The following is a 23,108-nucleotide window of genomic DNA, read 5'->3' as shown; positions in this document are numbered from 1 at the left end:
GCGTGCCTCGTAGCCTCCCGGCATGTCCCCTTCCCCCACGGCCGGTTCCTGGCACCACGTCGAGTCCCGGCAGGACTTCGCCGCCTATCTGGAACACCTCGCCGCCGATTGCGAGCGAGCGTGCACGGGCCGCGCGACGGGCGAACTCCCGGCCGGGCGCTGGACGAACCAGAGTGTCGACCGTTTCCTGCGGGGCTGGGCCCGGCTCCTCGGGCACAGGATCAACGGCACCGACCTTCTCCACGAACAGGCCCCCGGCAGGCCCGGATGGCAGGGTCTGGCCCACCAACTCGACGCCGCCCGCACGGCCACGCCCGCGCCCGTGACTGTGGGAGCTGTGCCCGGCATCACCTCGGAGCAGGTGGAGTCCGCGGAGGACCTGCGGACGTATGTCACCGCACTCGCGGCGGACTTCGACCGCGACCGGCAGGAGTGCCTGGCGCGGATCCGCCGCGGCGGTCGGGCGGACGACGGAAGCGGATGGGCACACGGCACGCTGTACAACTGGCTCGAGGCCTGGGCGGCCTGGGTCGGCGGCACGTCGCCGCTGCACGGACAGCTCGAACCGGTCACCTGGCGGTCGGTGGCCCTGCAACTGTCGGCGGCCCGGATCTACGAGTAGTTTCGGGGTGAGTTCAGGCCGAGTTCTCGCGGATGATCCCGATCCATGTCGCGTGCGGCTCCTCTCGTCGACGCTGACGGGTGCGGGCATGAGGTGTTAGTGCGTGTATCGGAAGCAAGCGGGGGGCACCCGCCGACCTGGTGTTTCTCGGGAGAGTGGCATCCTTGGCCAGTGCTCTCATCCGATCATGTGGGCGTCGTGTTCTTCGATGTCGATGGCACCCTCGTTCCGGGTACGAGTTCGTCGGTCTTTCTGGCTGGCTTCCTTGGCCATCGGGACGAGTTGGCCAAGGCCGAAGACGCCTACGCCTCTGGTGCCCTGGACAATCGGCAGGTCTCCGAGCTGGATGCGGCGGGCTGGGCGGGGGTTCCCGAAGACCGGGTTTCCCGCTGGCTCGACCGGCTTCCCTTGGTCTCGGGCATCACAGAGACTGTGGCCTGGTGCCGGCAGAACGGGTTGGTGCCCGTGCTGGCAACTCTTGCCTGGTCGCCAGTCGGCAGCTACCTGACTGACCGGTTTGGCTTCCACGCGTTCAGCGGGCCTCGCCTGGAGACCGTCGACGGCCGCTTCACGGGCCGGGTCGCCCGTCACTTCGACGAGTACGACAAACGAGATTTCGCCCTCGCCAAAGCGCGAGAGCTGAGGCTCGCTCCCCGCTCGTGTGGGGCCATCGGAGACAGCCGCTCCGACCTGCCGCTGTTCGCATCCGTCGGGTTGAGCGTGGCGTTCAATGCCTCGGCAGGTGCGCGCGATGCGGCGACCGTCACGGTGGACGGCAACGACCTGCGAGGCGTGCTTCCCGTCTTGAGCCGCCTGGTCACAGCCACTCGTTGATGGCCGCGGCCAGCACGGTCGCCCCGTAAGGTACCGCGAGCTTGTCGTACCTCGTCGCCACGGCCCGGTGCCCTTTGAGGCGGTTGATGCCGCACCCGACCGCGTGCCGCTCGCGGTAGCCGACCGGATCGAACTTCGGAGGCCGGCCGCCACGAGAGCCGCGTTCCTTGCCGTTCCGTGCCTGATCGGCCTTGTCCGGGATCATGCAGCGGATGCCACGTCGCCGCAGGTAGGCACGGTTCCTGCGCGAAGCGTACGCGTGATCCGCTCGGACCCGCCTCAGCCGGGTGCGCGACCTCCCAAGCCCCGGGCGAGGAAACCCGGACTCGGCCCAGGACGACCTCGAACTGCGGGGAGTCCCCTCGCTGTCCCGCGGTGATGACGATCGGCATGGGCTTTTGCCGCTGCTCGACGGCCGGATGCAAAGTGGTGGTCAGGCCGCCGCGCGGACATCGGTGAGTCGCCCGAAGGCGTTCTCCAGGGGTGCCCCGCCGGGCTGGAGCACCTCCGCCGCGATGCCGAAGAGCCCTGCGAGCACCGCCTCGGTGACGGCGACCGCGGCCACGCTCTCGCGGTTGGAGACGCCGCGTTCGGCGACGCGGTAGCCGCCGTCCGGGGTCACCTCCATGGCCTGGCCCCACAGGGCACCGGAGGTCGTGCGGTGCGCCCGGCGGAGGATGCCCGCGGCGAGGTCGGGACGGCCGAGGCGGCACAGGCCGTACGCGGTCGCGCCGGGCCAGGCGGCGAAGGCGCCCGCGGCACCGTGGTCGGGGCGGTCGGAGAACGGGGCGACGGGGTCGCGCGGGTCCAGGGCGCGCATCCAGTCGCCGTCGAGCAGCCGCCCGGTGACGAACCCGACCATCTCCTCGCGATGCGCGGGGGTGAGGTCGCCGGTCATGTCGGCGGCGACCAGGACGAAGTCCAGGCAGTGCCCGATGACGTCCGTCCCCTGCGGGTGGCTGATGCGCCAGCGTCCGTCGCCCGCGTACTGGCCGAGCACCGCGCGGGCCAGCCGCGCGCCCTCCGCCTCGGCCTCCACGGCCTCCGCCTCGCTGCCCAGCGACCGCAGCAGCGTGCCGAGCGAGCGCAGCATGCCCGCGTACCCGGCGTTGAAGGAGACCACGGCGTCCCGGTAGTTCGGCACGCACTCCAGCAACTCCCAGGCGTCCGCGCCCAGATCGGCCAGGACGCCGTCCGCGTACCGCGCGCGCCGCTCGCGCGGCCGGTAGGCCATCGCGCGCAGGTGGTCCAGCACGCCGCGGTCGCCGGCCCGCTCGGCGAGGAGGCCGGTGTCCCCGGTGACGGTGACGTACGCGGTGACCGTGCGGAAGAGGGCGTGGTCGTTGGCGGCGTAGTGGTTGCCCACCGGGAGCAGGTTGCGGGTGTCGAAGGAGTGGCAGTGGTCGTAGGGCTGCGCGAGGGCGGCCAGCAGCCAGGCGCGCAGGCCGCGGGGCTCCAGCAGGGCGGCGGTGCGGGCGAATTCGGACTGGTCCCAGAAGAAGGTCGTGGTGGGGCCGAGGCGCGGCCCCCCGGTGAGGAAGACCGGGCCGGTGCGGGACACCCGGGTGTTGCGCATGTACACGGCGAGCAGCGCGCCCAGGTAGTAGGTGCGTGCGAGGTCGGCGTCGTCGGTGTGCAGGGTGGGCAGGTGGCCGGAGAACTCCGGGTTGCCCGGGGTGAAGGCGTACCGCCAGGTGGTCCGCCACCGGTCGGCGATCCCCTCGAAGCCGGTCCCGAAGGTGCGCGCGGTCGCCGTGGCCGCGCCGTGCGTCTCCTCCTGGGACGTCCCGATGTCGAGGGCAAACTCCAGCACGTGTGCCTGCCCGGGCGCGAGCCGCAGGTCCCAGCGCGCGCGCCCGCGGGCGCCGTTCGCGGTCAGGGTGGCGGGCGGCTCGGCGAAGGCGTACGCCGACCGCGCCGGGCTACGGGAGTCGGCCACGCACAGGGCGCCGTCCGTCACCCGGGCCGTCCACCGCTGGCCCTCCCACCAGGGCCGGGTGCGGGCGCGCTCCGTGCCGTCGACCTCCAGGCTCGCGCCGTCGTCCCCGAGGCGGAGTGCGATCCGGTGCCACTGCCCGGGGGTCAACGCCACGTCGGCGCGCACCTGTTCGCCGCCGATGCGCAGGAAGGGGCGGCCCTCGTCGAGGCCGATCGTCGCGGAGTCGGGGTGGTTGCCGTGGGTGACCACGATGCCGTGGGCGGCGGCCCGGTCGACGCGCACCCGGAGGGCGAGGGCGTCCCCGGCGCCGAGGGCGGTGGTGCCGACGCGCAGGTCGGTGCCGGGCCGCACGGTCCAGGCGGCGCCCGCCGTACCGACGGGGGTGATCGTGCCGTCCGGCCGCCGGACTTCCAGCCGGTCCACCAGGCACGGGGCGCCCGGCTCGCGGACGCGGTCGGCGTCCGGGGCGGAGTGGTCGGGCAGTTCGGACTCCAGGAGCATGGGCGCCGCGTCCTCGTCCCGCTGGATGCCCGGGATGCGCGGCGAGCCGAGCCGCAGCCACCGCTCGCCGTGCGGCAGGGTCTGCACCTGACGCGGCCGGTCGGCCAGGACCTCGGACCGGAGGCGTTCCGTGGCGTAGAAGTCGTGGTGGTGGCCGTGGTTCCACGGGGTGCCGTACAGCCAGCCCCAGTCCGTCTCGTGGTGCGCGAACATCGCCAGGAGTTCCTGTTCGACGCGGGTGCGCACCGGCTGGGCCGAGGTGTTGCGCAGCGTGATCCGCCACAGCAGCCGGCTGCGTTCGTAGCCCATCCGTACCTCGGTGTGCACCGTCAACGCGCCCCGGGTGGCCTCGCGTTCGACACCCCAGGGGGACCAGCGCAGCCGTTCCGCGGCGAGCGGGCGGCCGTCGATCCGCAGCACGCCGGTGTGGTAGCCGCCGCTGTACGGCGGGAAGGCCAACCAGGACAACGACGTCAGATCGGCGTTCACATGCCCCTGCCCCCACTGGTTGCGGAGGCTGGGCAGGTGCGCGAGCCGGTCGGCGGGCATCCACTCGCCGGCGAGTTCGTCCAGCGGGGGCACCCCCGCGGTGGCCGGTACGGGGCCGGGGGCCGGAGCGGGTGCCGCGGTGCGCGGCGTCGCGCTCACTTGGCCGATCCTGCGGTGAGTCCGGCGGCGAACTGCTTCTGCATCAGCAGGTACCCGGCCACCGGGATGATCCCGGCGAGGAACATGATGCCAAACAGCTGTCCGTAATCCATCTGGTACTGCCCCACGGAGAGATAGAGACCGGTGGTGATGGTCTGGCCCTGCAGCGGGCCGAGGATGAACTGCGGGTTGAGGAAGTCGTTCCAGATCCACAGCGACAGGAAGATCGCCACGGTGGCGGTGGCGGGCCGGACCAGCGGCATGACGATCGTCCACCAGATCCGCAGCCCTCCGGCCCCATCCAGCCGTGCCGCCTCCACGACCTCGTCCGGCACCGCGCGCATGAAGCCGACGTAGACGAAGACCGCGAAGGAGAAGTAGCCGCCGCCGAGGTTGGACAGGACGAGCCCGGGATACGAGTGGTCGAGGCCGAGGAAGGTCAGGATCCTGATGGTCGGCAGCAGCACGACCTGCGGCGGGATCATCAGCCCCGCCGCGAGGACCGCCAGGATCGCGGCCCGCGGGCGGGTACGCCGGCGCGAGATCCAGAAGCTGAACGCCGAGCCGAGGGGGATCAGCAGCAGTACCGAACAGAGCACGACGATGAGCGAGTTGCGCAGACCGAGCTGGATGAGCTGGTCCGGACGGCCGAGTGCGGTGGACAGATTGCCGAGCGTGGGGTGGACCGGGGGCGCCGCCGGGTTGGCGACGATGGCCTCCTCGGTCTTGAAGGCGTTGACGACGGTCAGGTAGATGGGGCTGACGAAGAGCAGCACCACGGCGACCGCGGCGGTCAGCCGCACCGGGGAACGGAGCCCGCGGTACCGCCCGGTCCGCCCGGGGGCGGCCGCCGGCCGCTCCGGCCTCGGCCGGCGGCGCGTCGTGGGACGGGCGGGGGCGTGCTGGACGGTCACAGGTCGATCTCCCTGCGGCGGAGGATGCTCGTGACGGACAGGGCGATGACCGCGGACAGTGCCAGCAGGAACATGGCGACGGCCGAGGCGTAGCCGAACCGGTCGGTGGTGAACGCGGTCTTCACGATGTACTGCGCGGTGGACTGGGTGGCGTTGGCCGGTCCGCCGGAGGTGAGGACCTGGATGATGTCGTAGAGCTTGAGCACGGTGATCAGCGAGATGGTCACGCTGATGGTCGTGGCGGGGGCCACCATCCGCAGCGTGATCATCCGGAACTGCTGCGTGCCGGTGGCCCCGTCGATGGAGCCCGCGTCGTACAGCTCCTGCGGGATGTTCTGCAGGGCCGCGAGGTAGACCACGGTGGTGAAGCCGGAGAGCACCCAGGCGACCACGATGCCCACCGACAGCTGGGCGAGGTGCGGCCTGCCGAGCCAGTCCACCGGCTCGCCGATCACATGGAGCTTGATCAGTGTGTCGTTGAGCAGGCCGCCCTGGGTGAAGATCGCCTTCCACACGAAGCCGACGATCACCCCGGAGACCACCTGCGGCAGGAACGCCACGGTGCGCAGCACCCGGTAGGTGAGCGCGGTCCGGTTGAGCAGCACGGCGAGCAGCAGGCCCGCGACGTTGGCCACCGCCGTCACTCCGACGGCCAGTGCCAGGGTGAACAGGACGCTGGCGCGCAGTTGCGGGTCGTGCAGCATCTCGGTGTAGTTGCCGAACCCGATCCAGTCGCTGCCGGCCTTCAGGGGGTTCTCGTCGGTGAAGCTGCTGCGCAGGCTCATGAGGACCGGGACGACGATGAACACGGTGTAGAGCAACAGGCCGAACCCGGCGATCAGGCGGAGCCCGAGGTCCTGCGAGGCGTCGCGGAACCACGTCGACAGCGGTTTCACCCGCCTTCTCCTTTCCTGGGAAGGTGTGACTGACGTGCTGTCAGGTCACTTCGTCGCGGACTCCCACGCCTGGTCGAGCTTGGCCATCTCGCCCTTGACGTCGTCGGTGTTGAACAGGGCCTGGGCGGCGGCGAAGAACTCGTTGTTGAGCGAGCCCGGCAGCGCGTCGTCGTTGGTGGCCCAGCCGATCGCGCTGACCTTGGTGTTGTCCTTGGTCACGAAGGCGTAGGAGTCGGTGAAGGCGGGGCTGACGTTGACGCCGTAGCCGTCGAGGGTCTTGTCCTTGAGCATGGGGAAGGCGCCGTCGCCCTCGATCAGGGCCTTGAGGTTGCCCGCGTCGAGCGACCACGCCTTGGCGAAGGCCATGGCGCCCTTGGGGTCCTTGGCCTTGCTGCTGATCGCCATCGAGCCGCCCACCGCGAAGGGCACGACGGTGGACCCGTCGTCGGTCGGCCAGGGGAAGACGCCGATGGTGTCCCACTGGTCCTTGGGGATCGCGCCGAGGTACCAGCTGCCCATGGGGTACATGGCGGCCTTGCCGGCGTTGAAGTCCTTGATGGAGTCGGCGTAGCTGACGTTGAGCGCGCCCTCCTGGAAGTAGCCCTTCTGCACCAGGGTGCGCATCTTGGTCGCGGCGGCCACGACGTCGGCGTCGGTGAACTTCACCGTGCCCGCGTGCCGCTGCTGGATCCACTGCGGGTTCTTGCCCAGCACGTCGGCGCTGAACGCGCCGGTCAGCGGCATCCCGGCGGCGAACGGGTCGTTACCGCCCAGTTCGAGGGGGGTCACGCCGGACGCCTTCAGCTTCTCCGACACCGCGAGGAACTGCTTCCAGGTGGCCGGCGGGGTCACTCCGGCCTTCTGGAAGAGCTTCTTGTTGTAGAAGACCAGCGGGATGATCTGCGAGTTGGTCGGCGGGATGTACACCTTGCCCTTGATGGCGTTGCCCTGCGGCAGCAGGAAGTTCCGGTCGATCCAGGCCTGGTCGTACGGGGTGAGCAGGCCGGCCTCGGTGTACTGCGCGGGGGTGATCGACTGGAGCAGGTCGGGGAACTGGCCGGAGGCCCGCAGCTGCTTGGCGTAGGAGTCGCGGTCGGTGCTGGGAGCCACGACCTGCTTGATCGTCACGTCCGGCGCGGCCTTCTGCGCCCTGGCGATCGAGTCCGTCCAGAACGCCGGGGTCAGGGTCGGGGTGTTGAACGTCAGGTACGTCAGCGCGTTGCCGCCGGCCCCGCCGGAGGCGGTGGAGGAGCAGGCGGCGAGCAGGGAGAGTCCGGCGGCTGCGAGGAGAGCGGTGCTGCGCCTGCCGAGGGCCGTTCTTCTGGGCATGGCGGTCCCTTTCCGGGTGTGGAGTTGTCGGGAGACAGGCACCTGGCCCTCCGGGAAGCGGCGCACACCGCCCGCCGGAGCCCCGCGGCACCCGGCGAACGACCGCATCCCGACGCTGGGATAACGTTGTCTCGCCCCATACAGTAGAGTCCTCCGACAGCACGTCAAGTCCTCCGAGGACCACGGGCCGGTTCCGGAACACACCCGGGCGGTCCGGACGACCCCGGCAGGGGAACCGGGGAACTCCCGGGGAGACTGCGGACGCAGGGGAACGAGAGAACCGCGAGAGGGGAAGCCACGTGCCCGGACCCGACGCCACCGGCGAGACCGCCGAGCCCGCCAAGAGCGCTCCGCACCGGCCGCGCCGTCCCACGATGGTGGACGTGGCCCGCGAGGCCGGCGTCGCGCTGCGCACGGTGTCGCGCGTGGTCAACGGCGACACCACGGTCGGCGACGACTTCGCCGGCCGGGTCCGGGCGGCCGTCGACCGGCTCGGCTACCAACCCGACGAGCGGGCACGGCAGTTGCGCAGCGGACGCAGCGGCGCGATAGGCGCGGCGGTCCGTCACATCGCCGACGCGCACCCGGTGCTGCGAGCGATCGACGAGACCGCCCGGGCCGCCGGCCTCACCGTGGTGGCGATGTCGACCGAGGACGACGAGGAACGCGAGCGCGACGCCGTGATGTCCATGTGCCGGCGCCGCATGGACGGCATCATCATCGAGCCCATCGCCCAGGACCACCACTACCTCCAGCCCGAGATCGACTCGGGTCTGGCCGTGGTCGCCTTCGACCGCCCGGCCGCCGGTCTGGACGTGGACACCGTGCTCACCGACAACCGCGGCGGCATAGCCCAGGCGTTCGCGCACCTCACCGCGCAGGGCCACCGGCGGATCGGCTACATCGGCGACGACGAGCGGATCCACACCGGGCGCGAGCGCGCGACCGCCTTCCGGGACGCGCTGACCGGGATCGGCCAGCCCCTCGACGGCATGGTCCACCCGGGCCCCGTCGAACCGGCCCGCGTCACCGCCGCGCTGGCCGCCCTGCGCGAGCGGCCCGACCCGGCGACCGCCCTGGTCACCGGGAACTTCAGCACCACCGTCGCCGTCATCCGGGCGCTCGGCGCGGACTTCGGCAGCATCGCCCTCGTCGGCTTCGACGACTTCGGCCTCGCCGATCTGCTGCGGCCGGGGGTCACGGTCGTGGCCCAGGGCGACGAGGAGATCGGCCGCACCGCGATCGAACTGCTCACGGCGCGCCGCGCGAACCGGGCCCGCCCGACCCGTACGGTCATCGTCTCCACCCGGCTGATCCCGCGGGGGTCGGGCGAGCTGGCGCCCTGAAGTCGTCTGCTGCACGGGCCCGCGGACGACCGAGACATCGGACGATAACGTTGTCTCCACCTGCGGACCGGCCGCCGGAAAGCGCGTCAGTGACCGTCGAACGCGATGCCGAGGCCGCTACCGCACGTGGGCGCTCAAGGCCGGAGGGCCGGTTCCCGTGGCGGGAACCGGCCCTCCGAGTGCGGGGACGCGGTCAGTTGACGGTGAGCGCGGCCGTGTCGTTCGACGTGTTCGTGTCGAACGCCGGCTGCCCGGACGGCCCCCAGGCCATGGAGACGGAGCCCTGGGCGCCCGGGATCACCTGGTCGACGCGCACGGTGACGGAGAAGTCCGTGACGGTGCCGGCCCTCGAGACGATGCTCTGACTCGAGCAGAAGTACCCACCGCCCTGCGGACGGCAGTTGGCGGAGGAACCGACGGGCGATGTGCCGGGCGGCAGCTGGACGTCGACGGTGCCGACGAGGTCGCCGCTGCGGTAGAAGATGCTCGCGGGACCGTTGTTGGTCATGGCGAAGTCCAGCGTCACGGTGTCGCCCTCGGCCGCGGTGACGCCGGCGCCGGTCACCGAGAAGTCCGCCGTGTTGGCGGCCCGCAGGCTGGTGATGCGGTAGTTGCCGTGCGAGCCGCGCTCGGACAGCGACACGACGCCGGACGGCGCGTCGTTGGCGGTCCCGGGCGTGATGACCTTCAGCGTCAGCTGACCGCCGACGCCCTGCGTCCACCGGTGGCCCGCGGCCGACCGCTGGATGCCCGGATCACCGGCCGGCGCGATCATCGAGTCCAGGTAGGTGTAGTACGCGGTCGACTCGACGTTCAGCCGGACTGCCGGCGCGAGCGCGGCCTTCTCCCCCGGCAGCACCTGTCCGGGGATGGTGCAGAGCGCCACCTCCGCCACCATGGGGCCGCCATCGGTGCTGTACTCGCAGTTGGCGAAGTGTCTGGCGAACCCGATCCCGGGTGAGGCCCACAGCAGCACCTGCGTGCCGTCGGCGGCGCGGTCGCCGATGTTGGTGAAGCGCACCGGCTCGTTGACGGTCGACCCGACCGCCAGGTCGGTCAGGTTCGTCGGCTGGGCCTGGTCGTAGGCCGGTCCGCCGATCTCCACCGTGCCCTGGCCGCCCACGATCTCCGCGTTGTCCGCGGTACCGCTGATCGTGTAGCCGCCGGACGACCCGACCGGCGCGCCGGCCTTCGCCTTCACGGTCATCTGGGTCTCGGCGCCGATCGAGCCGACACCGGTCAGGTCGTCGTAGTAGAACGACTCCTCACAGTTGGCGACGTGCTGGACCACTGTGCAGTTGCCGGAGAACGTCACGTTCGCGATCTCGGAGAGCTGCGTCACGTCGATCGTCAGCGTGGCACTGGTGCTCAGGCTCTTCGCCGTGGTCGTGAACGAGAGATAGGGCGTCGCGGTCTTCGACACCCCGGCCAGGGTCGCCGGGGAGACCGCGACCGGCGCGATCTGCTGGAGCGCGATGACCGGCTGGTCGTCTGCCTGCGCCGGGACGGCGACAACTCCGGTGAGCACGAGGCCCATCGCCGCGCCGACGACTGCGGTCAGCGCCGTGGCGCGGCGATGCGGACGGTGTTTCATGTGGTTCCCCCCACAAAGAGATCACAGGGTGTGCGCAGCACAGGCTAGGCACCGGTTGCTGGAGTTGACCACGCTGTTCTCGCGCCCGGCCGGGGCCAAATCCGGTTGATCCAACATGAACACCGTGCGGCTTTGCGGACATTTGACGAGCGCGCAAGAGTGCCCTGACCTGAGGCCTTCGCGTCGGCGGCCCGCCCGTTCCCGTCCGCTGCGCCGTGACGTACGTGGACTCGACGGCCGTGCGGGCCGCCGGGCCGATGCGGAGGAGGCCGGGGCACTCGGCACCGACAGCGTCCGGTGGGCTCGACCGTCGATCAGGACAGCGACCGCGCCCCCGCTCACCCCTCCGGGGCTCCGCGGCGGCGGATCGTCACGAACTCGCTCGCTTCCCCGCCGTTCAGGCGGCGCAGCAGCGAGCCCGCGATGCGCTGCGCCTGGGTCTTGGCCAGTTCGGCCTTCTCGCCTCGGTAGAGCGAATCGACCGTGGAGGTCCACAGCGCCAGCCAGCGGTCGAAGTGGGCGGGGCCGAGCGGGGCGAGGCGGTGCAGGGCGAGGTGGGGGTGGAGTGCGTTGCGTCGGTAGAGGCCGGCCGCGAAGAGCACCGACTCCCAGAAGTCGCACATCACGGGCATGTGCGCGGCCAGGTCCATCTTTGCCACGTCGGTGAAGACCGGGCCGATGAGGGGATCGGCGAACGCCCTGCCGTAGAAGGCAGAGACCAGCGCCTCGACGTCCGCTCGGCCCACCAGGTCGCGGGCGGCGGGTGCGCCGCCGGCCGGGGTCACAGCCGCCCCAGGACGAGTGCGGAACCGCAGACCGCGAGGGCGAGCACCTTGGTGCCCTCCAGTGCGACGTACACCAGGTGCGTGCGACTGCGCGGCACCTGTTCCCCCGCGAGGACCCGCGCCGTGCGCCGGTTGAGCGGGGGTCGTACGGCGGTCAGCTGGACGGCCAGCGCGGCCAAGGCCACCGCGCCGGCGGCGATCGCGACCGGGCCGGGGACGTCCCCGGCCGTCGCGGCGGCGGCGCACACCGCGAGGGCCACCTCCACCCGGTTCAGGGCCCGGAAGACGATCCGGCCGATGCCGAGGCCGAGGGGCAGCGTGATGCCCTCGGCCCGGAACTTCAGCGGGGCCTCCAGGAACGAGATGCCCAGGACCATGCCCAGCCACAGGAAGACGGCGGCGATCTGCACGAGGACGGCGGCGGCGTTCATCGGTCGGGCCCGGCATTGCGGCGAGGTTCCATGCGCCCACCGTAGCAAAATATGCATCTGAAATGCATATTAGAGACCGGGGTCACAGCGGAAATGCCCTGCGTCCCACCGGCCGGCCCTGTTAACGTCGTCCGCATGAAGCGCGCTGCCATGACGACGACGCCGGAGAGTGTCCCGGCGCGCTGACCGATGCCATCAGTCGAAGCCCCGGGGCGAGTGCCCCGGGGCTTCGGCGTACCCACGGTCACTCGCCCACCGCCCCCGCGAGGAGACCGCCATGCACGACCACCGCAGACTCGGCCGAGAGCTCGGCCTGTTCGACACCGACCCGCTGATCGGGGCGGGGCTGCCCTACTGGCTGCCCGACGGCGCGACCGTACGGCACGCCCTGGAGGGTTACGTCCACGAAGCCGAGCGGCGCGCGGGGTACCGGCACGTGAACTCCCCCGTGCTCGGCAAACGCGAGCTGTACGAGATCTCCGGGCACTGGGACCACTACCGCGACGACATGTTCCCGCCCATGGACCTGGGCGGCGAGCAGGTCGTGCTGCGGCCGAGCCTGTGCCCGCACCACGCGCTCATCTACCGCTCCCGCGCCCGCAGTTACCGGGAACTGCCGCTGCGCATGGCCGAACTCGGCGGCATGTACCGCTCGGAGCTGTCGGGGGTGCTGGGCGGGCTGACCCGCGTCCGCGCCATCCAGCTCAACGACGCGCACATCTTCTGCACCCTCGGCCAGGTCGCCGACGAGGCGCGCGGCGCGCTGGAAATGATCCGCCGGGCCTACGCGGCGCTGGGCATCACCCCGGCCCGCTACCGGCTCTCCCTTCCCGGCCCCGGCGGCAAGTACGTGGCGGCGCCGGAGTTGTGGCGCAGGTCGGCCGCGCTGCTCGAAGAGGTGCTGGACGGCTCGGGCCTGCCGTACGAGGCGGCGGAGGGCGAGGCCGCGTTCTACGGACCCAAGATCGACGTGCAGGTCGCCGACGGCGCCGGCCGCGAGTCGACCCTGTCCACCGTCCAGGTCGACTTCCATCAGCCCGACCGCTTCGACCTGCACTACGTCGGCGCGGACGGCGCCAGGCACCGCCCCGTGATGGTCCACCGCAGCGTCATCGGCAGCGTGGAGCGGGCGGTGGCGCACCTCGTGGAACAGCACGGCGGCGCATTCCCCGCCTGGCTGGCCCCGACCCAGATCGCGGTCCTGCCGGTGTCCGACGCCGAGGTGCCGGTCGCCGAGGCGTTCGCCGGGCGGGCTGTCGACCTGGGACTGCGCGCCGAGGTCACCGGGCCGGAACGCGGCACCCTGGGCGCGCGGGTCCGCGAGGCCCGTCTGGTCCCGTACCAGGCCGTCATCGGCGCCAAGGAGGCCGTCGACGGTCAGGTGGCGGTGCGGCTGCGCGACGGCCGGCGGCTCCCGCCGCTCCCCGCCGAGGACATGCTGGCCCGCGTCCGGGCGCTGACCTCCGCGTACCGGACCGGCCTGTGGGAGGAGGAGAAGGGCGCATAGCGGTCCGGATCACCGATCACGGATCGCAGAGGCGGTCCATCAGGCGTCCGGCCAGGCGCAGCACCTCGCGTTCGGTCTCGCTCAGCCCGGCGAGGGCCGACGCGAGCCACGCGTCGCGTTCGGCCACGTCCGCCAGGAGCGCGGCGTGGCCGGCCGGCGTCAGGGCGAGGAGGGCTTGGCGGCGTCGCCGCCTCATGGTTCGTCCTTCCCGTCCGGTCGGGCGACGTGGCCCGGCGACGCACCGCCGACGCGCTGGCCGCCCTGACCGATGTGCTGTCCGGGTTCCGCGGTCACGACGCCGGGCAACTCGACGCGGCACGCGCCCGGTTCGAGGTCAGCCTCGTGCGTCTCGGCGAGATCGCCGCTCCCTTCCGGGCCCACCGCCGGCTCGTCCGGCTGCTGGGCCGCACGGCCCCTCATCCGGCCGACGCCATCGACGCGCTGCTCGGCTGCGCCGGGCCTGTCGGCGACCTCGCCGCGCTCCCCGTCCCGCCCGGGCCGGACCTCGCCGCCCGCGCCAAGGCCCTGACCGCCAATGTCGTCGCCGCCCGCCGCGCCCTCGGGCGCCGGCCGGGACCGCCCCGGCACGCTCTGCCCACCGCTCCGGACGGGGTACCGGCTCACGCGGCCCTGGACCGCGTCGACGCGGCCCTGCGGTGCCTCACCACCGTGCACGGCGATCCGCCCCCGGCCGGCGCGCGCGACGGCGGTGAGCAAACGGCCCGTCAGGACACCGGCGCCCGCTCTCAGCCCGCCGGGCGGGGCTCCTCGTAGGGGATGCGGTTGAGGTGGAGTACCTCGCCGAGGGTCCCCCACTCGTCGGCACCGAGCTTGGTGAGGGGGCGCAGCAGCGGGGCGCTCGGACGGCCGTCGGCGAGGACGTCCTCGTCGGCGACGGCATGGAGTACGCGCCCGAAGACGAGGGTGGAATTGCCCATGCGCACGGTGGTGTGCGAGCGGCACTCCAGGGCGACCGGCGAGGCGGCCACCCGCGCCGGGCGCACACGCAGGCTGGGTTCGCGCTCGATGCCCGCGTAGTCGAACTCGCTGACAGTGCGCGGGAAGTCGGTCGCCGTCCGGTTGACGAGGCGCAGCAGCGCCTCGGAGGCGAAGTTGACCACGAACTCGCCGGTGTCCTCGACATTGCGCAGCGAGTCCTTCCGCCCGATCGAGGTGAACTGCACGATCGGCGGATCGGTGCTGGCGATGCTGAAGAAGGAGTGCGGCGCCAGGTTCCCGGTGAGCCCGTCCGGTGTGACGGTGGAGATCCACGCGATGGGCCGGGGGACGACGACGGAGGTCATGAACCGGTAGAAGGCGCCACTGCTCATGGTCTCGGGATCGAAGTCGACGCGCATGGCCGCAGTATCGCCGCGCGTCCCCGCGGCCCGCCGCGTCGCCGGGTCCCGGCGTGTCGGGAAGGTGATGATCCACAGCGGCCGCGGAGGCTACCACCCCCGGCACGACCTGCGCGAGTGCCGTCGTGAACCACTCCACGGATTGATCAAGTTCCCTTAAGCTGCGCGTCATGCACACGACCCTGACGGAGCACGCCCGGTGCTTGTACGGAGACGAGTACCGGCCCACGCGCGACTGCGTGCTCGACCACCAGGAGCAGCACTTCGTCGGCGAACTGACCTTCGCCGACGCCGACTCGATCGTCGCGATGCTGCACGACCTCAGTCCGCACGTCGTCGACGGACTGCTGCCGGTGTGGATCCGCAACCTCGCCTACCGGCTCGCCCTGCTCCAGCGCCCCCACGACGCGGCGCTGCTGCGGGAGGCGGCCGACAGCCTCTACCTCCACGGGCCGGCCTGGGACGACATCGCCGCCGACCTGCGGCGCCGGGCCGACGAGGTGGACCGGCAGCCGGCGGGTCCGCAGGCGTAACGACGGGGCGGCGCCAACCCCCGGGGCCCGCCCGGTCCTCACCCGCCCGGCGCAGCCACCGCCCGGCGATCGGGCGAAACCCCGGGCGGGTCCGGTTGCCGGAGGCACGGGCATGGAACGTGACCCGGCACACCGACCCCGGACGACCGCCCAGGAGCAGCGCCATGACCAGGATCGCCGTCATTCTCGGCAGCACGCGGCCCGGCCGCAACGGCGCCGCCGTGGCGGAGTGGGTGTACGACAACGCCGCGGCGCGCAACGACGCCGAGTACGAGCTGGTGGACGTCGAGGACCTCGGGCTCCCGCTGCTGGACGAGCAGGTGCCGCCGTCGATGGGCCACTACAGCCGCCCGCACACGCAGGCGTGGGCGGAGCGCGTCGCGTCGTTCGACGGGTTCGTCTTCGTGACCGCCGAGTACAACCACTCGATCCCCGGCGCGCTGAAGAACGCCATCGACTTCCTGTACGCGGAGTGGAACAACAAGGCGGCGGGGTTCGTGGCCTACGGCAGCGCGGGTGGGACGCGGGCGGTGGAGCACCTGCGGCTGGTGATGGCGGAGGTGCAGGTGGCGACGGTGCGTGGCCAGGTGGCGCTGTCGCTGTTCCACGACTTCGTCGACATGAGCCGCTTCGAGCCGGGCCCGCGCCGGGCCCAGGAGCTCGCTGTCGTCCTGGACCAGGTCGTCGCCTGGAGCAAGGCACTCGCGCCGCTGCGCCGGGTCTCCGCCGGCTGACCGGTCCCTGGGCAAACACCGAACGGCGCCCGCCCGCCGGGTGACCGGCGGGCGGGTCCGGGCTCAGCCGGAGCAGGCGGTGCGCTGGGCCTCCTGCCACTCGCAGCGTGGGCAGAGCGGGGTGCCCGGGATCTGCGCCTTGTACTCCGTGGGCTCCCGGCACAGGGTGCACTCGGCGACCGGCTCCCCGGGGGCCGCCGTCCAGTCGACGGAGGCGAGTACCGGGACCGGGACGTCGCAGTACGGTTCACTGCTCATGTCGTTGCCTTTCGCGAGGACGGCCGGGGACCCGTGGAGGGGTCCCGTGACTCAGACGGTACCCAGTGCCTCGCGCAGGACGGTCTGGGCCTGGGTGATGGCGGCCTGGGCGGCGTGGGTGCCGCGCAGGGCGTTGACCATGACGAAGTCGTGGATGATGCCCTGGTAGCGGACGGCGGTGACGGGGACGCCGGCCTCGCGGAGCTTGTTGGCGTAGGCCTCGCCCTCGTCGCGCAGGACGTCGGCCTCGCCGGTGATGACCAGGGCCGGGGGCAGTCCGGTGAGCTGCTCGGTCGTGGCGCGCAGCGGGGAGGCGGTGATCTCGGCGCGCTGGGCGGGGTCGGTGGTGTACTGGTCCCAGAACCACTGCATGCCGTCGCGGCGCAGGAAGTAGCCCTCGGCGAACTGGTGGTAGGACGGGGTGTCAAAGTTCGCGTCGGTGACCGGGTAGAACAGCACCTGCTGCACCAGGGGCAGGCCGCCGCGTTCCTTGGCCATCAGGGTCAGGGCGGCGGTCATGTTGCCGCCGACGGAGTCCCCGGCGACCGCGATGCGGGTGGCGTCGAGGTCCTTGGCGGCGCCGTCGGTGACGATCCAGCGGGCGACGGTCCAGTTCTGCTCGATGGCCACGGGGTAGCGGGCCTCGGGGGACAGGTCGTACTCGGGGAAGACGACGGCGGCCCGGGCGCCGGTGGCCAGTTCGCGGACCAGGCGGTCGTGGGTGTGGGCGTTGCCGAAGACCCAGCCGGCGCCGTGGATGTAGAGGATCACCGGCAAGGTGCCCTCCACGCCCGCGGGACGGACGATCCGGGCGCGGACGCTGCCGGTCGGGCCGCCCTCGACGGTGATCCACTCCTCGTCGACCTCGGGCCCCGCGATGTCACCGGACTGGACCTCGTCCACGGCCTTGCGGCCCTCGGCCGGGGCCAGGTCGAACAGGAACGGCGGCTTCGCCGTCGCCGCCGCGAAATCCGCCGCGGCGGGCTCCAGGACAGGGGCGGTGGGCACGTGCTCGGACATGGCCGACTCCTTCGAGAGCGGTGACCGGACCGTTGCGGCCGGTTCACGAGGAGAAACATAGCCCACGATTGACTTGTGCACAAGTTAGTTGTCACGCCTGAACCGGCGCCTGAACCGGGCGCGGGCGGCCGTCAGGGACGCCATGTCCCCGACGGCCGCCGGGATCGACGGCTTCCGCCCCCGGACGGCGCCCCTACTCCAGGACGCCTTCGTGGAGTTGGGCGAACAGTTCGGTGTTGCGGCTGTAGTCGACGGGGACGTCGATGACCGTGACGCCGGGCTGGACCCGGGCCTCACGGGACAGCGACTCGCCGAGGACCTTGGTGAACTGCTCGTCGGTGTGCACCCGGTAGCCGTGGGCGCCGAAGGCGGCCGCGTAGTGGGAGATGTCGTAGTCGCCGAGCCGCACCCCGGAGGTCCTGCCGTACTTCAGCTCCTCCTGGAAGCCCACCATGTTGTAGCTGTTGTCGCGCAGGATCACATGGGTGAAGTGCAGGCCGAGGCGCGTGGCGGTCTCCAGTTCCTGGGCGCTGAACAGGAAGCCGCCGTCGCCGGAGACGGACACGACCTGCTTGCCGGGGCGCACCATACAGGTCGCCATCGCCCACGGCAGGGCCACGCCGAGCGTCTGCTGGCCGTTGGAGAACAGCAGGTGGCGGGGCTCCCAGGCGCGGAAGTGGCGGGCCATGTAGATGTAGTGCGAGCCGATGTCGCAGGTGACGGTGGCGTCGTCGTCCACCATGTCGCGCAGCGTCAGCAGCACCGACACCGGGTTCAGGCCGCTCCCGTTGTGTCCGGCCATGCGCGCCGTCTCGTCAATGCCGGCCAGTGCGCGTCGCTGTTCGGCGAGTTCGCCGAGCACCTCCTCATCGAGCCGCAGTCCGGACAGCCGGCCCGCCAGTTCACGGAGGGTGGCGGCCACATCGCCGCGCACCTCCACGGCCGGCCGGTAGTGGGTGTCGACGTCAGCGGGGAGGGAGTCGATGTGCACCAGGGTGCGCGACGGATCGCTGTTCCACAGCCGGGGGTCGTACTCGACGGCGTCGAAGCCGATGGTCACCAGCACGTCGGCGTGGGAGATCAGGATGTCGCCGGGCTGGTTGCGGAAGAGCCCGACACGTCCGGCGTAGTGGTCCTCCAGCTCCCGCGGCACCACGCCGGCCGCCTGGAAGGTCTCCACCACCGGCAGGTCGGTTGCGGCGATCAGCTCGCGCAGCGCCGCGCAGGCCTCGGGCCCCGCCCCGCGCAGCCCGACGAGCAGCACCGGACGCTCGGCGCCGCGGATCATGCGTGCCGCCTGCTCGACGGCGGCGGACGGCGCGGCCCCCTGGGCCGGTGCCTGCACCGGCTCGGTGATGCGGGCACCAGTGGGCGCGGCGAGCACGTCGGACGGCAGCACGACGGCCGCGGCTCCGCGGGGCTCGGTCACCGCGGCACGCAGGGCGTTGGCGACGGCCTCCGCGACGTTGTCCGGGTCGTCCACCTCGCCGGTGTACTTGGTGAAGGGCTTCAGTGCCGCGGCGGCGTCCATGGACTGGTGGCTGCGCTTGAGACGGTCGGCGCGGGACACCGCGCCGCACAGCGCGACCACCGGGTCCTGTTCGGTGTTGGCGGTGAGCAGCCCGGTCGCGCTGTTGGAGGTGCCCGGGCCGGAGGTCACCACGATCGCCCCCGGCACGCCGGTCAGCCGGCCGACCGCCGCGGCCATGAAGGCCGCGTTCTGCTCGTGCCGGCACACCACCAGCTGCGGGCCGCCGTCCACCAGCGCGTCGTAGATCGCGTCGATCTTGGCGCCGGGCACGCCGAAGACATGGGTGACGCCGTACGCCGAGAGCACCTCGACCGCGCTCTGGGCGGCGCGTACGTCGGATGCGGTCATGGGAAACCCCTTTCGCCGTGGGCTCGATGGGGAACGGGAGGCGCGGCTCGGGCGGCGCCGGGACCGCCGGCCGCGCCGGCGGTCAGCCGCCCTCGGCCTGCCGGATGCGGTCGGACAGTCCGGAGGGGTTGAGGTCCGAGGAGAGGAACTGCTCCGTCGTCGGCAGGCTGAGGTGGAGCTCCGAGCGCTCGCCGAGGGCGATCGTGCCCTGGTCCAGCCGGAAGTCCAGGCAGTGGCCGCCGCGGGTGTGCCCGTCGTCCAGGAAGTGCAGGTGGTAGCCGGCCACCGAGATGCCCTGCTCGTACTCGGGGGTGCGATAACCGGCCAGGGTCCCCCGCAGGCCGGTGAAGGTGGTCTCCGCCTGCCCTTCCGCGGCCTGGGTGAGCGGTGGGTAGGGCGGCTCCTGCCGGCGTACGGTACGGGTGCGCACCTCGCCGAAGAGCCCGGTGATCCGGATCGCGTAGATCAGGTTCGGGCTGCGCGTGGTGCGGTCGACGAGCGCGGTCACCTCGGCGCGGGTCATGGGCGCGGCCACGTCCTCGGTGGTGTCGGCCCCGAACCAGGTCAGGGCCGCGAACGGCGAGAGCTCGCCGTCCTCGGCCACTTCCACCCGGCCGCCGGCGCGCAGGTGGTAGCAGACACCGTCCAGGACGAGCATCTCGCCGTCGAGGTGGTTGAAGGTGCCCAGGCCGAAATCGCCGTGCCGGAGCAGTTCCGCCACGGACACATCACCGTCGTACACGCCGTCGATCAGCGCACCCATGGTGGAACTCTGGTACACCTCCCGCGCGTGCCCGGGGTCGTGCCCGGCGCCCCGGCTGCCCTGCCGGTGGGCCAGGACGGTGCGGACGAACCTGCGGAAGCGGTCCTGTGCGTTCTCCACGGCAGCCATCGCTCGTCCTCCGTCGCGCCTGGCGGGCCCTTTAAACATGCTCTCGCCGTGGTCGGGGCTCGCAACCGGAGTGGTTCCCCGCTGCCCGGCCCCCCGGTGGCCCCGCGTCCTCCTGCGCTTCCCTTCCCGGCCTCCCGGCGGTGGCCCGATCCGGGCATGGCGGGACAACCGGGAACACCGCCCGCAGCCACCCCGGAGGCGCCGCTGACCTGGAAGGTTGCGGTGACGATGTGAAGATGTGCAACTGCCCGAACCGCGTGGTTATTTAATGATCCACTGCTGCTAGGGTGAGCGGGTTTCCAGAAGGCTGATGGCGCGTCATGCGCGCGGGGGACAGTCTCCAGGGCCCCATCGCGGAGGAGCGGCTCTTGGCTCGGCTTGACGGCACACGCCCTGTCGCGGTGTTCGCCATTGGCCCGACGCCGCGGCCCGGATCGTCGCCTCCGTCGTGATGCGACTTGAAGAGAGCCTCATGACATCGATTTGGGATGATCCACTCCTGTGGATCTCGATAGTTGTATTTTGTGCCGCTGTCCTGATCATCCTGCGTGCGCGCAGGACCAACATGATCCTGCGCGGCAACAACGCCCGGCTCCAAGGTGAGCGCAACGCGCTGCAGCAGGAGCGGGACCACGTCCGCGCGGCCCATGCCGAGCAGCGGGAACAGCACACCGCCGAAGTGGCGGAGGTGCGCAAGGACGCGGAGGAGGACACCAAGACCGTTCTGAAGTCGGCGATGCGCACGCTCCAGGTGCTCGCCGACGAGCAGCAGGTCGTCATCGACCGGGTGCAGAAGAAGTACGGCGACGACCCCCAGATCCTCGCCGACCTGATGGCGATCGACCACGCCAACAGCCAGTTCGGCCGCCGTGCCCAGGGCATCGCCGTGCTCTGCGGCGGCTGGCTCGGCCGCCGTGAGGCCGTCGCCTCGGTGTACGACGTGGCGCGCAGCGCGCAGGGCCGCATCCGGCGGTTCGACCGGGTGCAGATCCATGCGCAGGTGCACTTCACTGTCGCCAGCCGCGCCGTCGAGCCGGTGGCCGTGGTGCTCGCCGAGCTGCTGGCCAACGCCACCAACTACAGCGCGCCCGACACCCCGGTCGAGATCAACATCCGCGCCGTGCCCAAGGGCGTCTGCGTCATCGTCGACGACGCCGGCCTCGGCATGAGCCAGGAGGAGAAGGACCGCGCCGCGGCCCTGCTGTCTCCGCCGGCTCCGGTGGGGATCACCACGCTCGGCAACCCCCCGAAGTTCGGCTTCGCCGTCGCGGGCATGCTCGCGGCCCGCTACGGGTTCGAGGTGTCCGTCGACTCCGTCTCCCCGTACGGCGGCGTGCGGGCGGTAATCCTTCTGCCGGAGGACCTTCTGAGCAACGAAGTCCCTGCACCGCAGCCCGAGGCCGTCCACGACCGCGCCCACGCGCACGCCCACGACGACACGGAGCCGGCACCCGCCAAGCGCCTGGCACCCGTGAGCGCTCCCGTCGCCATGGCGGCCACGGGCACCACGGCGGGCGGCCTGCCCAAGCGCCGTCGCCAGCGGGTGACGGTGCTGCCGCAGCCCGCGGCGTCCGACGCCGACGGCACGGCCGCACCGGTGGGCGAGCAGTCCAGCGGCACGCGGGCCTCGCGCATCGGGGCGTTCCAGCGCGGCACCCTGTCCGGTCGGGACACCACGAACACGGAAGGACTCCAGGACCAATGAACCCCGATCTGTCGTGGGTGCTGAACGACGTACTCCAGGTGCGCGGCGCCCGGCACGCGATCCTCGTCTCGGCCGACGGTCTGCTGCTGGAGAAGTCCAGCGAGATCGGCCGTGACGACGCGGAGACCAACGCGGCGGCGATGAGTTCGATGCAGTCGCTGTCCCGGGCCGTCGCCCCGTTCACCGGCGGCGGCGGCAGTCCGTGGCGGCAGACCCTGCTGGAGTACGAGCACGGCTGGATCTTCCTGATCGCCGCGGGCGACGGCGCGTACCTCGCCGCCTCGGCGGCTCCGGACGTGGACATGGAGGCCATGAGCTTCCGGATGCAGCAGCAGGTCGGCGCGCTGGGCAAGGCGATGACCACGCCGCCCCGCCAGAACGCCGGTGCCGAGGCATGACGTCGTCCGGCAAGGAAGAACCGGTCTCGAGCGACTTCGTCCGCTCGTACGTCATCACCGGCGGCCGCCAACTCCCGGCCGCGGACCAGCTGTCCCTGCTCACCCTGGTCACCATCGCCCCCGAACGGGAGCTGCCCCTGGGGGCGGGTCCCGAGGTGCGCGCCATCTGGGAGCTGTGCTCCGGGGGGTATCTGTCGGTGGCCGAGGTGGCCGCCCACCTCGCACTCCCGGTGGGCGTCGCGAGACTGCTGCTGACCGATTTAACCGAGCATGGGCACCTGCTGCGCCGTGAAGCCCCGCCCCCCGCCCAGGCCGTCGACAAGAGAATCCTCGAAGAGGTGTTGCATGGACTCCAAAGGCGCTTTGCCTGACAACGCCTATGTGTCGGAGGGGGTGACCACCGCCGCGAAGATCCTCGTGGTGGGTCACTTCGCCGTGGGCAAGACGACGTTGATCGGCACGCTCTCGGAGATCGCCCCGCTGCGCACCGAAGAGAAGATGACGCAGGCGTCGCTCCACGTGGACGACCTGGCGGGCGCGCCGGACAAGCGGACCACCACGGTCGCGCTGGACTTCGGCCGTCTGACGCTGAGCGAGGAGCTGGTGCTCTACCTGTTCGGCACCCCCGGTCAGCAGCGCTTCATGCAGCTGTGGGAGGACATGTCCCGGGGCGCTCTCGGGGCACTGCTGCTGGTCGACCCCGCCCGGCTCGCCGAGTCATTCCCCGTCATTGATCTCGTCGAGAAGTACGGCCTGGAGTACGCCATCGCCGTCAACAACTTCGACACCGAGCACCGCTACCAGGAGGACGAGATCAGGGAAGCGCTCGACCTCTTCCCGCACACCCCCGTCGTGTACTGCGACGCCCGTGACGAGGCCTCCTCGGCACAGGCGTTGATCTCCCTCGTCAAGCACCTGCTCACCCACGCCGCCTGACCACCGGAGCCCTTCACCGCCCGCCAGGGCGGGAGGACTCCGGCCCCCT

General features: G+C 71.7%; 24 protein-coding genes and 1 pseudogene. 11 read left to right on the top strand and 14 right to left on the bottom strand.

All coding sequences use genetic code 11. From position 1 onward, the window contains the following. The first annotated feature begins 22 nt into the window (after positions 1-22). Complete coding sequence (locus ABZ883_RS11350; RefSeq protein ID WP_360905222.1) at positions 23-622, top strand: hypothetical protein; 600 nt, start codon at positions 23-25, stop codon at positions 620-622. A 171-nt stretch (positions 623-793) separates the two neighbouring features. After that, the gene (locus tag ABZ883_RS11345) at positions 794-1,456 is read left to right on the top strand and encodes an HAD-IB family phosphatase (protein ID WP_360905220.1); all 663 of its coding nucleotides are present in this window, start codon (positions 794-796) and stop codon (positions 1,454-1,456) included. Here ABZ883_RS11345 and ABZ883_RS11340 read toward each other — a convergent pair. The 5 genes from ABZ883_RS11340 to ABZ883_RS11320 form a co-directional block, all read right to left on the bottom strand. Beyond that, complete coding sequence (locus ABZ883_RS11340; protein WP_360905608.1) at positions 1,440-1,670, bottom strand: hypothetical protein; 231 nt, start codon at positions 1,668-1,670, stop codon at positions 1,440-1,442. The genes ABZ883_RS11345 and ABZ883_RS11340 overlap by 17 nt on opposite strands. Before the next feature lie 219 nt (positions 1,671-1,889). Next, on the bottom strand, positions 1,890-4,544 hold the full coding sequence (locus tag ABZ883_RS11335; protein ID WP_360905218.1) for a hypothetical protein: 2,655 nt from the start codon (positions 4,542-4,544) through the stop codon (positions 1,890-1,892). After that, a complete protein-coding gene (locus ABZ883_RS11330; protein WP_360905216.1) occupies positions 4,541-5,458 on the bottom strand; it encodes a carbohydrate ABC transporter permease in 918 nt (305 codons plus the stop codon). The genes ABZ883_RS11335 and ABZ883_RS11330 overlap by 4 nt, the downstream gene beginning before the upstream one ends. After that, on the bottom strand, positions 5,455-6,354 hold the full coding sequence (locus tag ABZ883_RS11325; protein WP_360905214.1) for a sugar ABC transporter permease: 900 nt from the start codon (positions 6,352-6,354) through the stop codon (positions 5,455-5,457). Before ABZ883_RS11325 ends, ABZ883_RS11330 begins: the two co-directional genes overlap by 4 nt. Before the next feature lie 45 nt (positions 6,355-6,399). Continuing rightward, positions 6,400-7,683 carry an extracellular solute-binding protein gene (locus tag ABZ883_RS11320; RefSeq protein ID WP_360905212.1) on the bottom strand — a complete coding sequence of 428 codons (1,284 nt, stop codon included), beginning with the start codon at positions 7,681-7,683 and terminating at the stop codon, positions 6,400-6,402. 299 nt (positions 7,684-7,982) lie between these two features. On the opposite strand from ABZ883_RS11320, the gene ABZ883_RS11315 reads away from it, so the two are divergent. Next, positions 7,983-9,029, top strand: a complete 1,047-nt coding sequence (locus tag ABZ883_RS11315; protein WP_360905210.1) for a LacI family DNA-binding transcriptional regulator — start codon at positions 7,983-7,985, stop codon at positions 9,027-9,029. 193 nt (positions 9,030-9,222) lie between these two features. Here ABZ883_RS11315 and ABZ883_RS11310 read toward each other — a convergent pair whose 3' ends face one another. The 3 genes from ABZ883_RS11310 to ABZ883_RS11300 all read right to left on the bottom strand — a co-directional run bounded on the left by ABZ883_RS11310 (position 9,223) and on the right by ABZ883_RS11300 (position 11,839). Next, on the bottom strand, positions 9,223-10,623 hold the full coding sequence (locus ABZ883_RS11310; RefSeq protein WP_360905208.1) for a hypothetical protein: 1,401 nt from the start codon (positions 10,621-10,623) through the stop codon (positions 9,223-9,225). Positions 10,624-10,961: 338 nt separating this feature from the next. Then, positions 10,962-11,408 (bottom strand): group III truncated hemoglobin, encoded by a 447-nt coding sequence (locus tag ABZ883_RS11305; RefSeq protein ID WP_360905206.1) that lies wholly within the window; start codon positions 11,406-11,408, stop codon positions 10,962-10,964. Beyond that, positions 11,405-11,839, bottom strand: coding sequence for a hypothetical protein (locus ABZ883_RS11300; protein WP_360905204.1), 435 nt, complete (start codon positions 11,837-11,839; stop codon positions 11,405-11,407). The genes ABZ883_RS11305 and ABZ883_RS11300 overlap by 4 nt, the downstream gene beginning before the upstream one ends. A gap of 271 nt (positions 11,840-12,110) precedes the next feature. Here ABZ883_RS11300 and thrS point away from each other — a divergent pair. Next, positions 12,111-13,346 (top strand): annotated as a pseudogene (gene thrS, locus ABZ883_RS11295) (threonine--tRNA ligase); the annotation flags it as partial. Positions 13,347-13,362: 16 nt separating this feature from the next. Here thrS and ABZ883_RS11290 read toward each other — a convergent pair. Continuing rightward, positions 13,363-13,542 carry a hypothetical protein gene (locus tag ABZ883_RS11290; RefSeq protein WP_360905202.1) on the bottom strand — a complete coding sequence of 60 codons (180 nt, stop codon included), beginning with the start codon at positions 13,540-13,542 and terminating at the stop codon, positions 13,363-13,365. A gap of 29 nt (positions 13,543-13,571) precedes the next feature. Here ABZ883_RS11290 and ABZ883_RS11285 point away from each other — a divergent pair, with 29 nt between their 5' ends. Further along, positions 13,572-14,120: a hypothetical protein gene (locus ABZ883_RS11285; protein ID WP_360905200.1), complete on the top strand. Its 549-nt coding sequence runs from the start codon at positions 13,572-13,574 to the stop codon at positions 14,118-14,120. On the opposite strand, the gene ABZ883_RS11280 is transcribed toward ABZ883_RS11285, so the two are convergent. Next, the gene (locus ABZ883_RS11280) at positions 14,093-14,704 is read right to left on the bottom strand and encodes a flavin reductase family protein (protein WP_360905198.1); all 612 of its coding nucleotides are present in this window, start codon (positions 14,702-14,704) and stop codon (positions 14,093-14,095) included. The genes ABZ883_RS11285 and ABZ883_RS11280 overlap by 28 nt on opposite strands. Before the next feature lie 170 nt (positions 14,705-14,874). Between ABZ883_RS11280 and ABZ883_RS11275 the strand changes: the two genes are divergently transcribed. Together ABZ883_RS11275 and ABZ883_RS11270 are read left to right on the top strand one after the other, a co-directional pair. Next, positions 14,875-15,237 carry a hypothetical protein gene (locus ABZ883_RS11275; RefSeq protein WP_360905196.1) on the top strand — a complete coding sequence of 121 codons (363 nt, stop codon included), beginning with the start codon at positions 14,875-14,877 and terminating at the stop codon, positions 15,235-15,237. Between the two features lie 164 nt (positions 15,238-15,401). Then, the gene (locus ABZ883_RS11270; RefSeq protein ID WP_360905194.1) at positions 15,402-15,971 is read left to right on the top strand and encodes an NAD(P)H-dependent oxidoreductase; all 570 of its coding nucleotides are present in this window, start codon (positions 15,402-15,404) and stop codon (positions 15,969-15,971) included. Positions 15,972-16,034: 63 nt separating this feature from the next. Here the strand turns inward: ABZ883_RS11270 and ABZ883_RS11265 are convergent, their stop codons facing one another. From ABZ883_RS11265 to budA, 4 genes are all read right to left on the bottom strand, one after another. Further along, entirely contained in the window at positions 16,035-16,229 is a 195-nt protein-coding gene (locus ABZ883_RS11265; RefSeq protein WP_360905192.1) for a hypothetical protein, read from the bottom strand. A 51-nt stretch (positions 16,230-16,280) separates the two neighbouring features. Continuing rightward, a complete protein-coding gene (locus tag ABZ883_RS11260) occupies positions 16,281-17,249 on the bottom strand; it encodes an alpha/beta hydrolase (protein ID WP_360905190.1) in 969 nt (322 codons plus the stop codon). Positions 17,250-17,442: 193 nt separating this feature from the next. Beyond that, the gene (gene alsS / locus ABZ883_RS11255; RefSeq protein ID WP_360905188.1) at positions 17,443-19,128 is read right to left on the bottom strand and encodes an acetolactate synthase AlsS; all 1,686 of its coding nucleotides are present in this window, start codon (positions 19,126-19,128) and stop codon (positions 17,443-17,445) included. An 82-nt stretch (positions 19,129-19,210) separates the two neighbouring features. Continuing rightward, a complete protein-coding gene (gene budA / locus ABZ883_RS11250; RefSeq protein ID WP_360905186.1) occupies positions 19,211-20,020 on the bottom strand; it encodes an acetolactate decarboxylase in 810 nt (269 codons plus the stop codon). 472 nt (positions 20,021-20,492) lie between these two features. On the opposite strand from budA, the gene ABZ883_RS11245 reads away from it, so the two are divergent. The 4 genes from ABZ883_RS11245 to ABZ883_RS11230 are packed head-to-tail and all read left to right on the top strand — an operon-like array spanning position 20,493 to position 23,059. Next, positions 20,493-21,725, top strand: a complete 1,233-nt coding sequence (locus tag ABZ883_RS11245; RefSeq protein WP_360905184.1) for an ATP-binding protein — start codon at positions 20,493-20,495, stop codon at positions 21,723-21,725. Further along, entirely contained in the window at positions 21,722-22,123 is a 402-nt protein-coding gene (locus ABZ883_RS11240; protein ID WP_360905182.1) for a roadblock/LC7 domain-containing protein, read from the top strand. Before ABZ883_RS11245 ends, ABZ883_RS11240 begins: the two co-directional genes overlap by 4 nt. Beyond that, positions 22,120-22,494 (top strand): DUF742 domain-containing protein, encoded by a 375-nt coding sequence (locus ABZ883_RS11235; RefSeq protein ID WP_360905180.1) that lies wholly within the window; start codon positions 22,120-22,122, stop codon positions 22,492-22,494. The genes ABZ883_RS11240 and ABZ883_RS11235 overlap by 4 nt, the downstream gene beginning before the upstream one ends. After that, positions 22,469-23,059, top strand: coding sequence for an ATP/GTP-binding protein (locus ABZ883_RS11230; RefSeq protein ID WP_360905178.1), 591 nt, complete (start codon positions 22,469-22,471; stop codon positions 23,057-23,059). The genes ABZ883_RS11235 and ABZ883_RS11230 overlap by 26 nt, the downstream gene beginning before the upstream one ends. The last annotated feature ends 49 nt before the right edge of the window (positions 23,060-23,108 follow it).

This window comes from Streptomyces sp. NPDC046977 (assembly GCF_040644455.1).
GTDB lineage: Bacteria > Actinomycetota > Actinomycetes > Streptomycetales > Streptomycetaceae > Actinacidiphila.
This window is presented reverse-complemented; position numbering and strand designations above follow the sequence as displayed.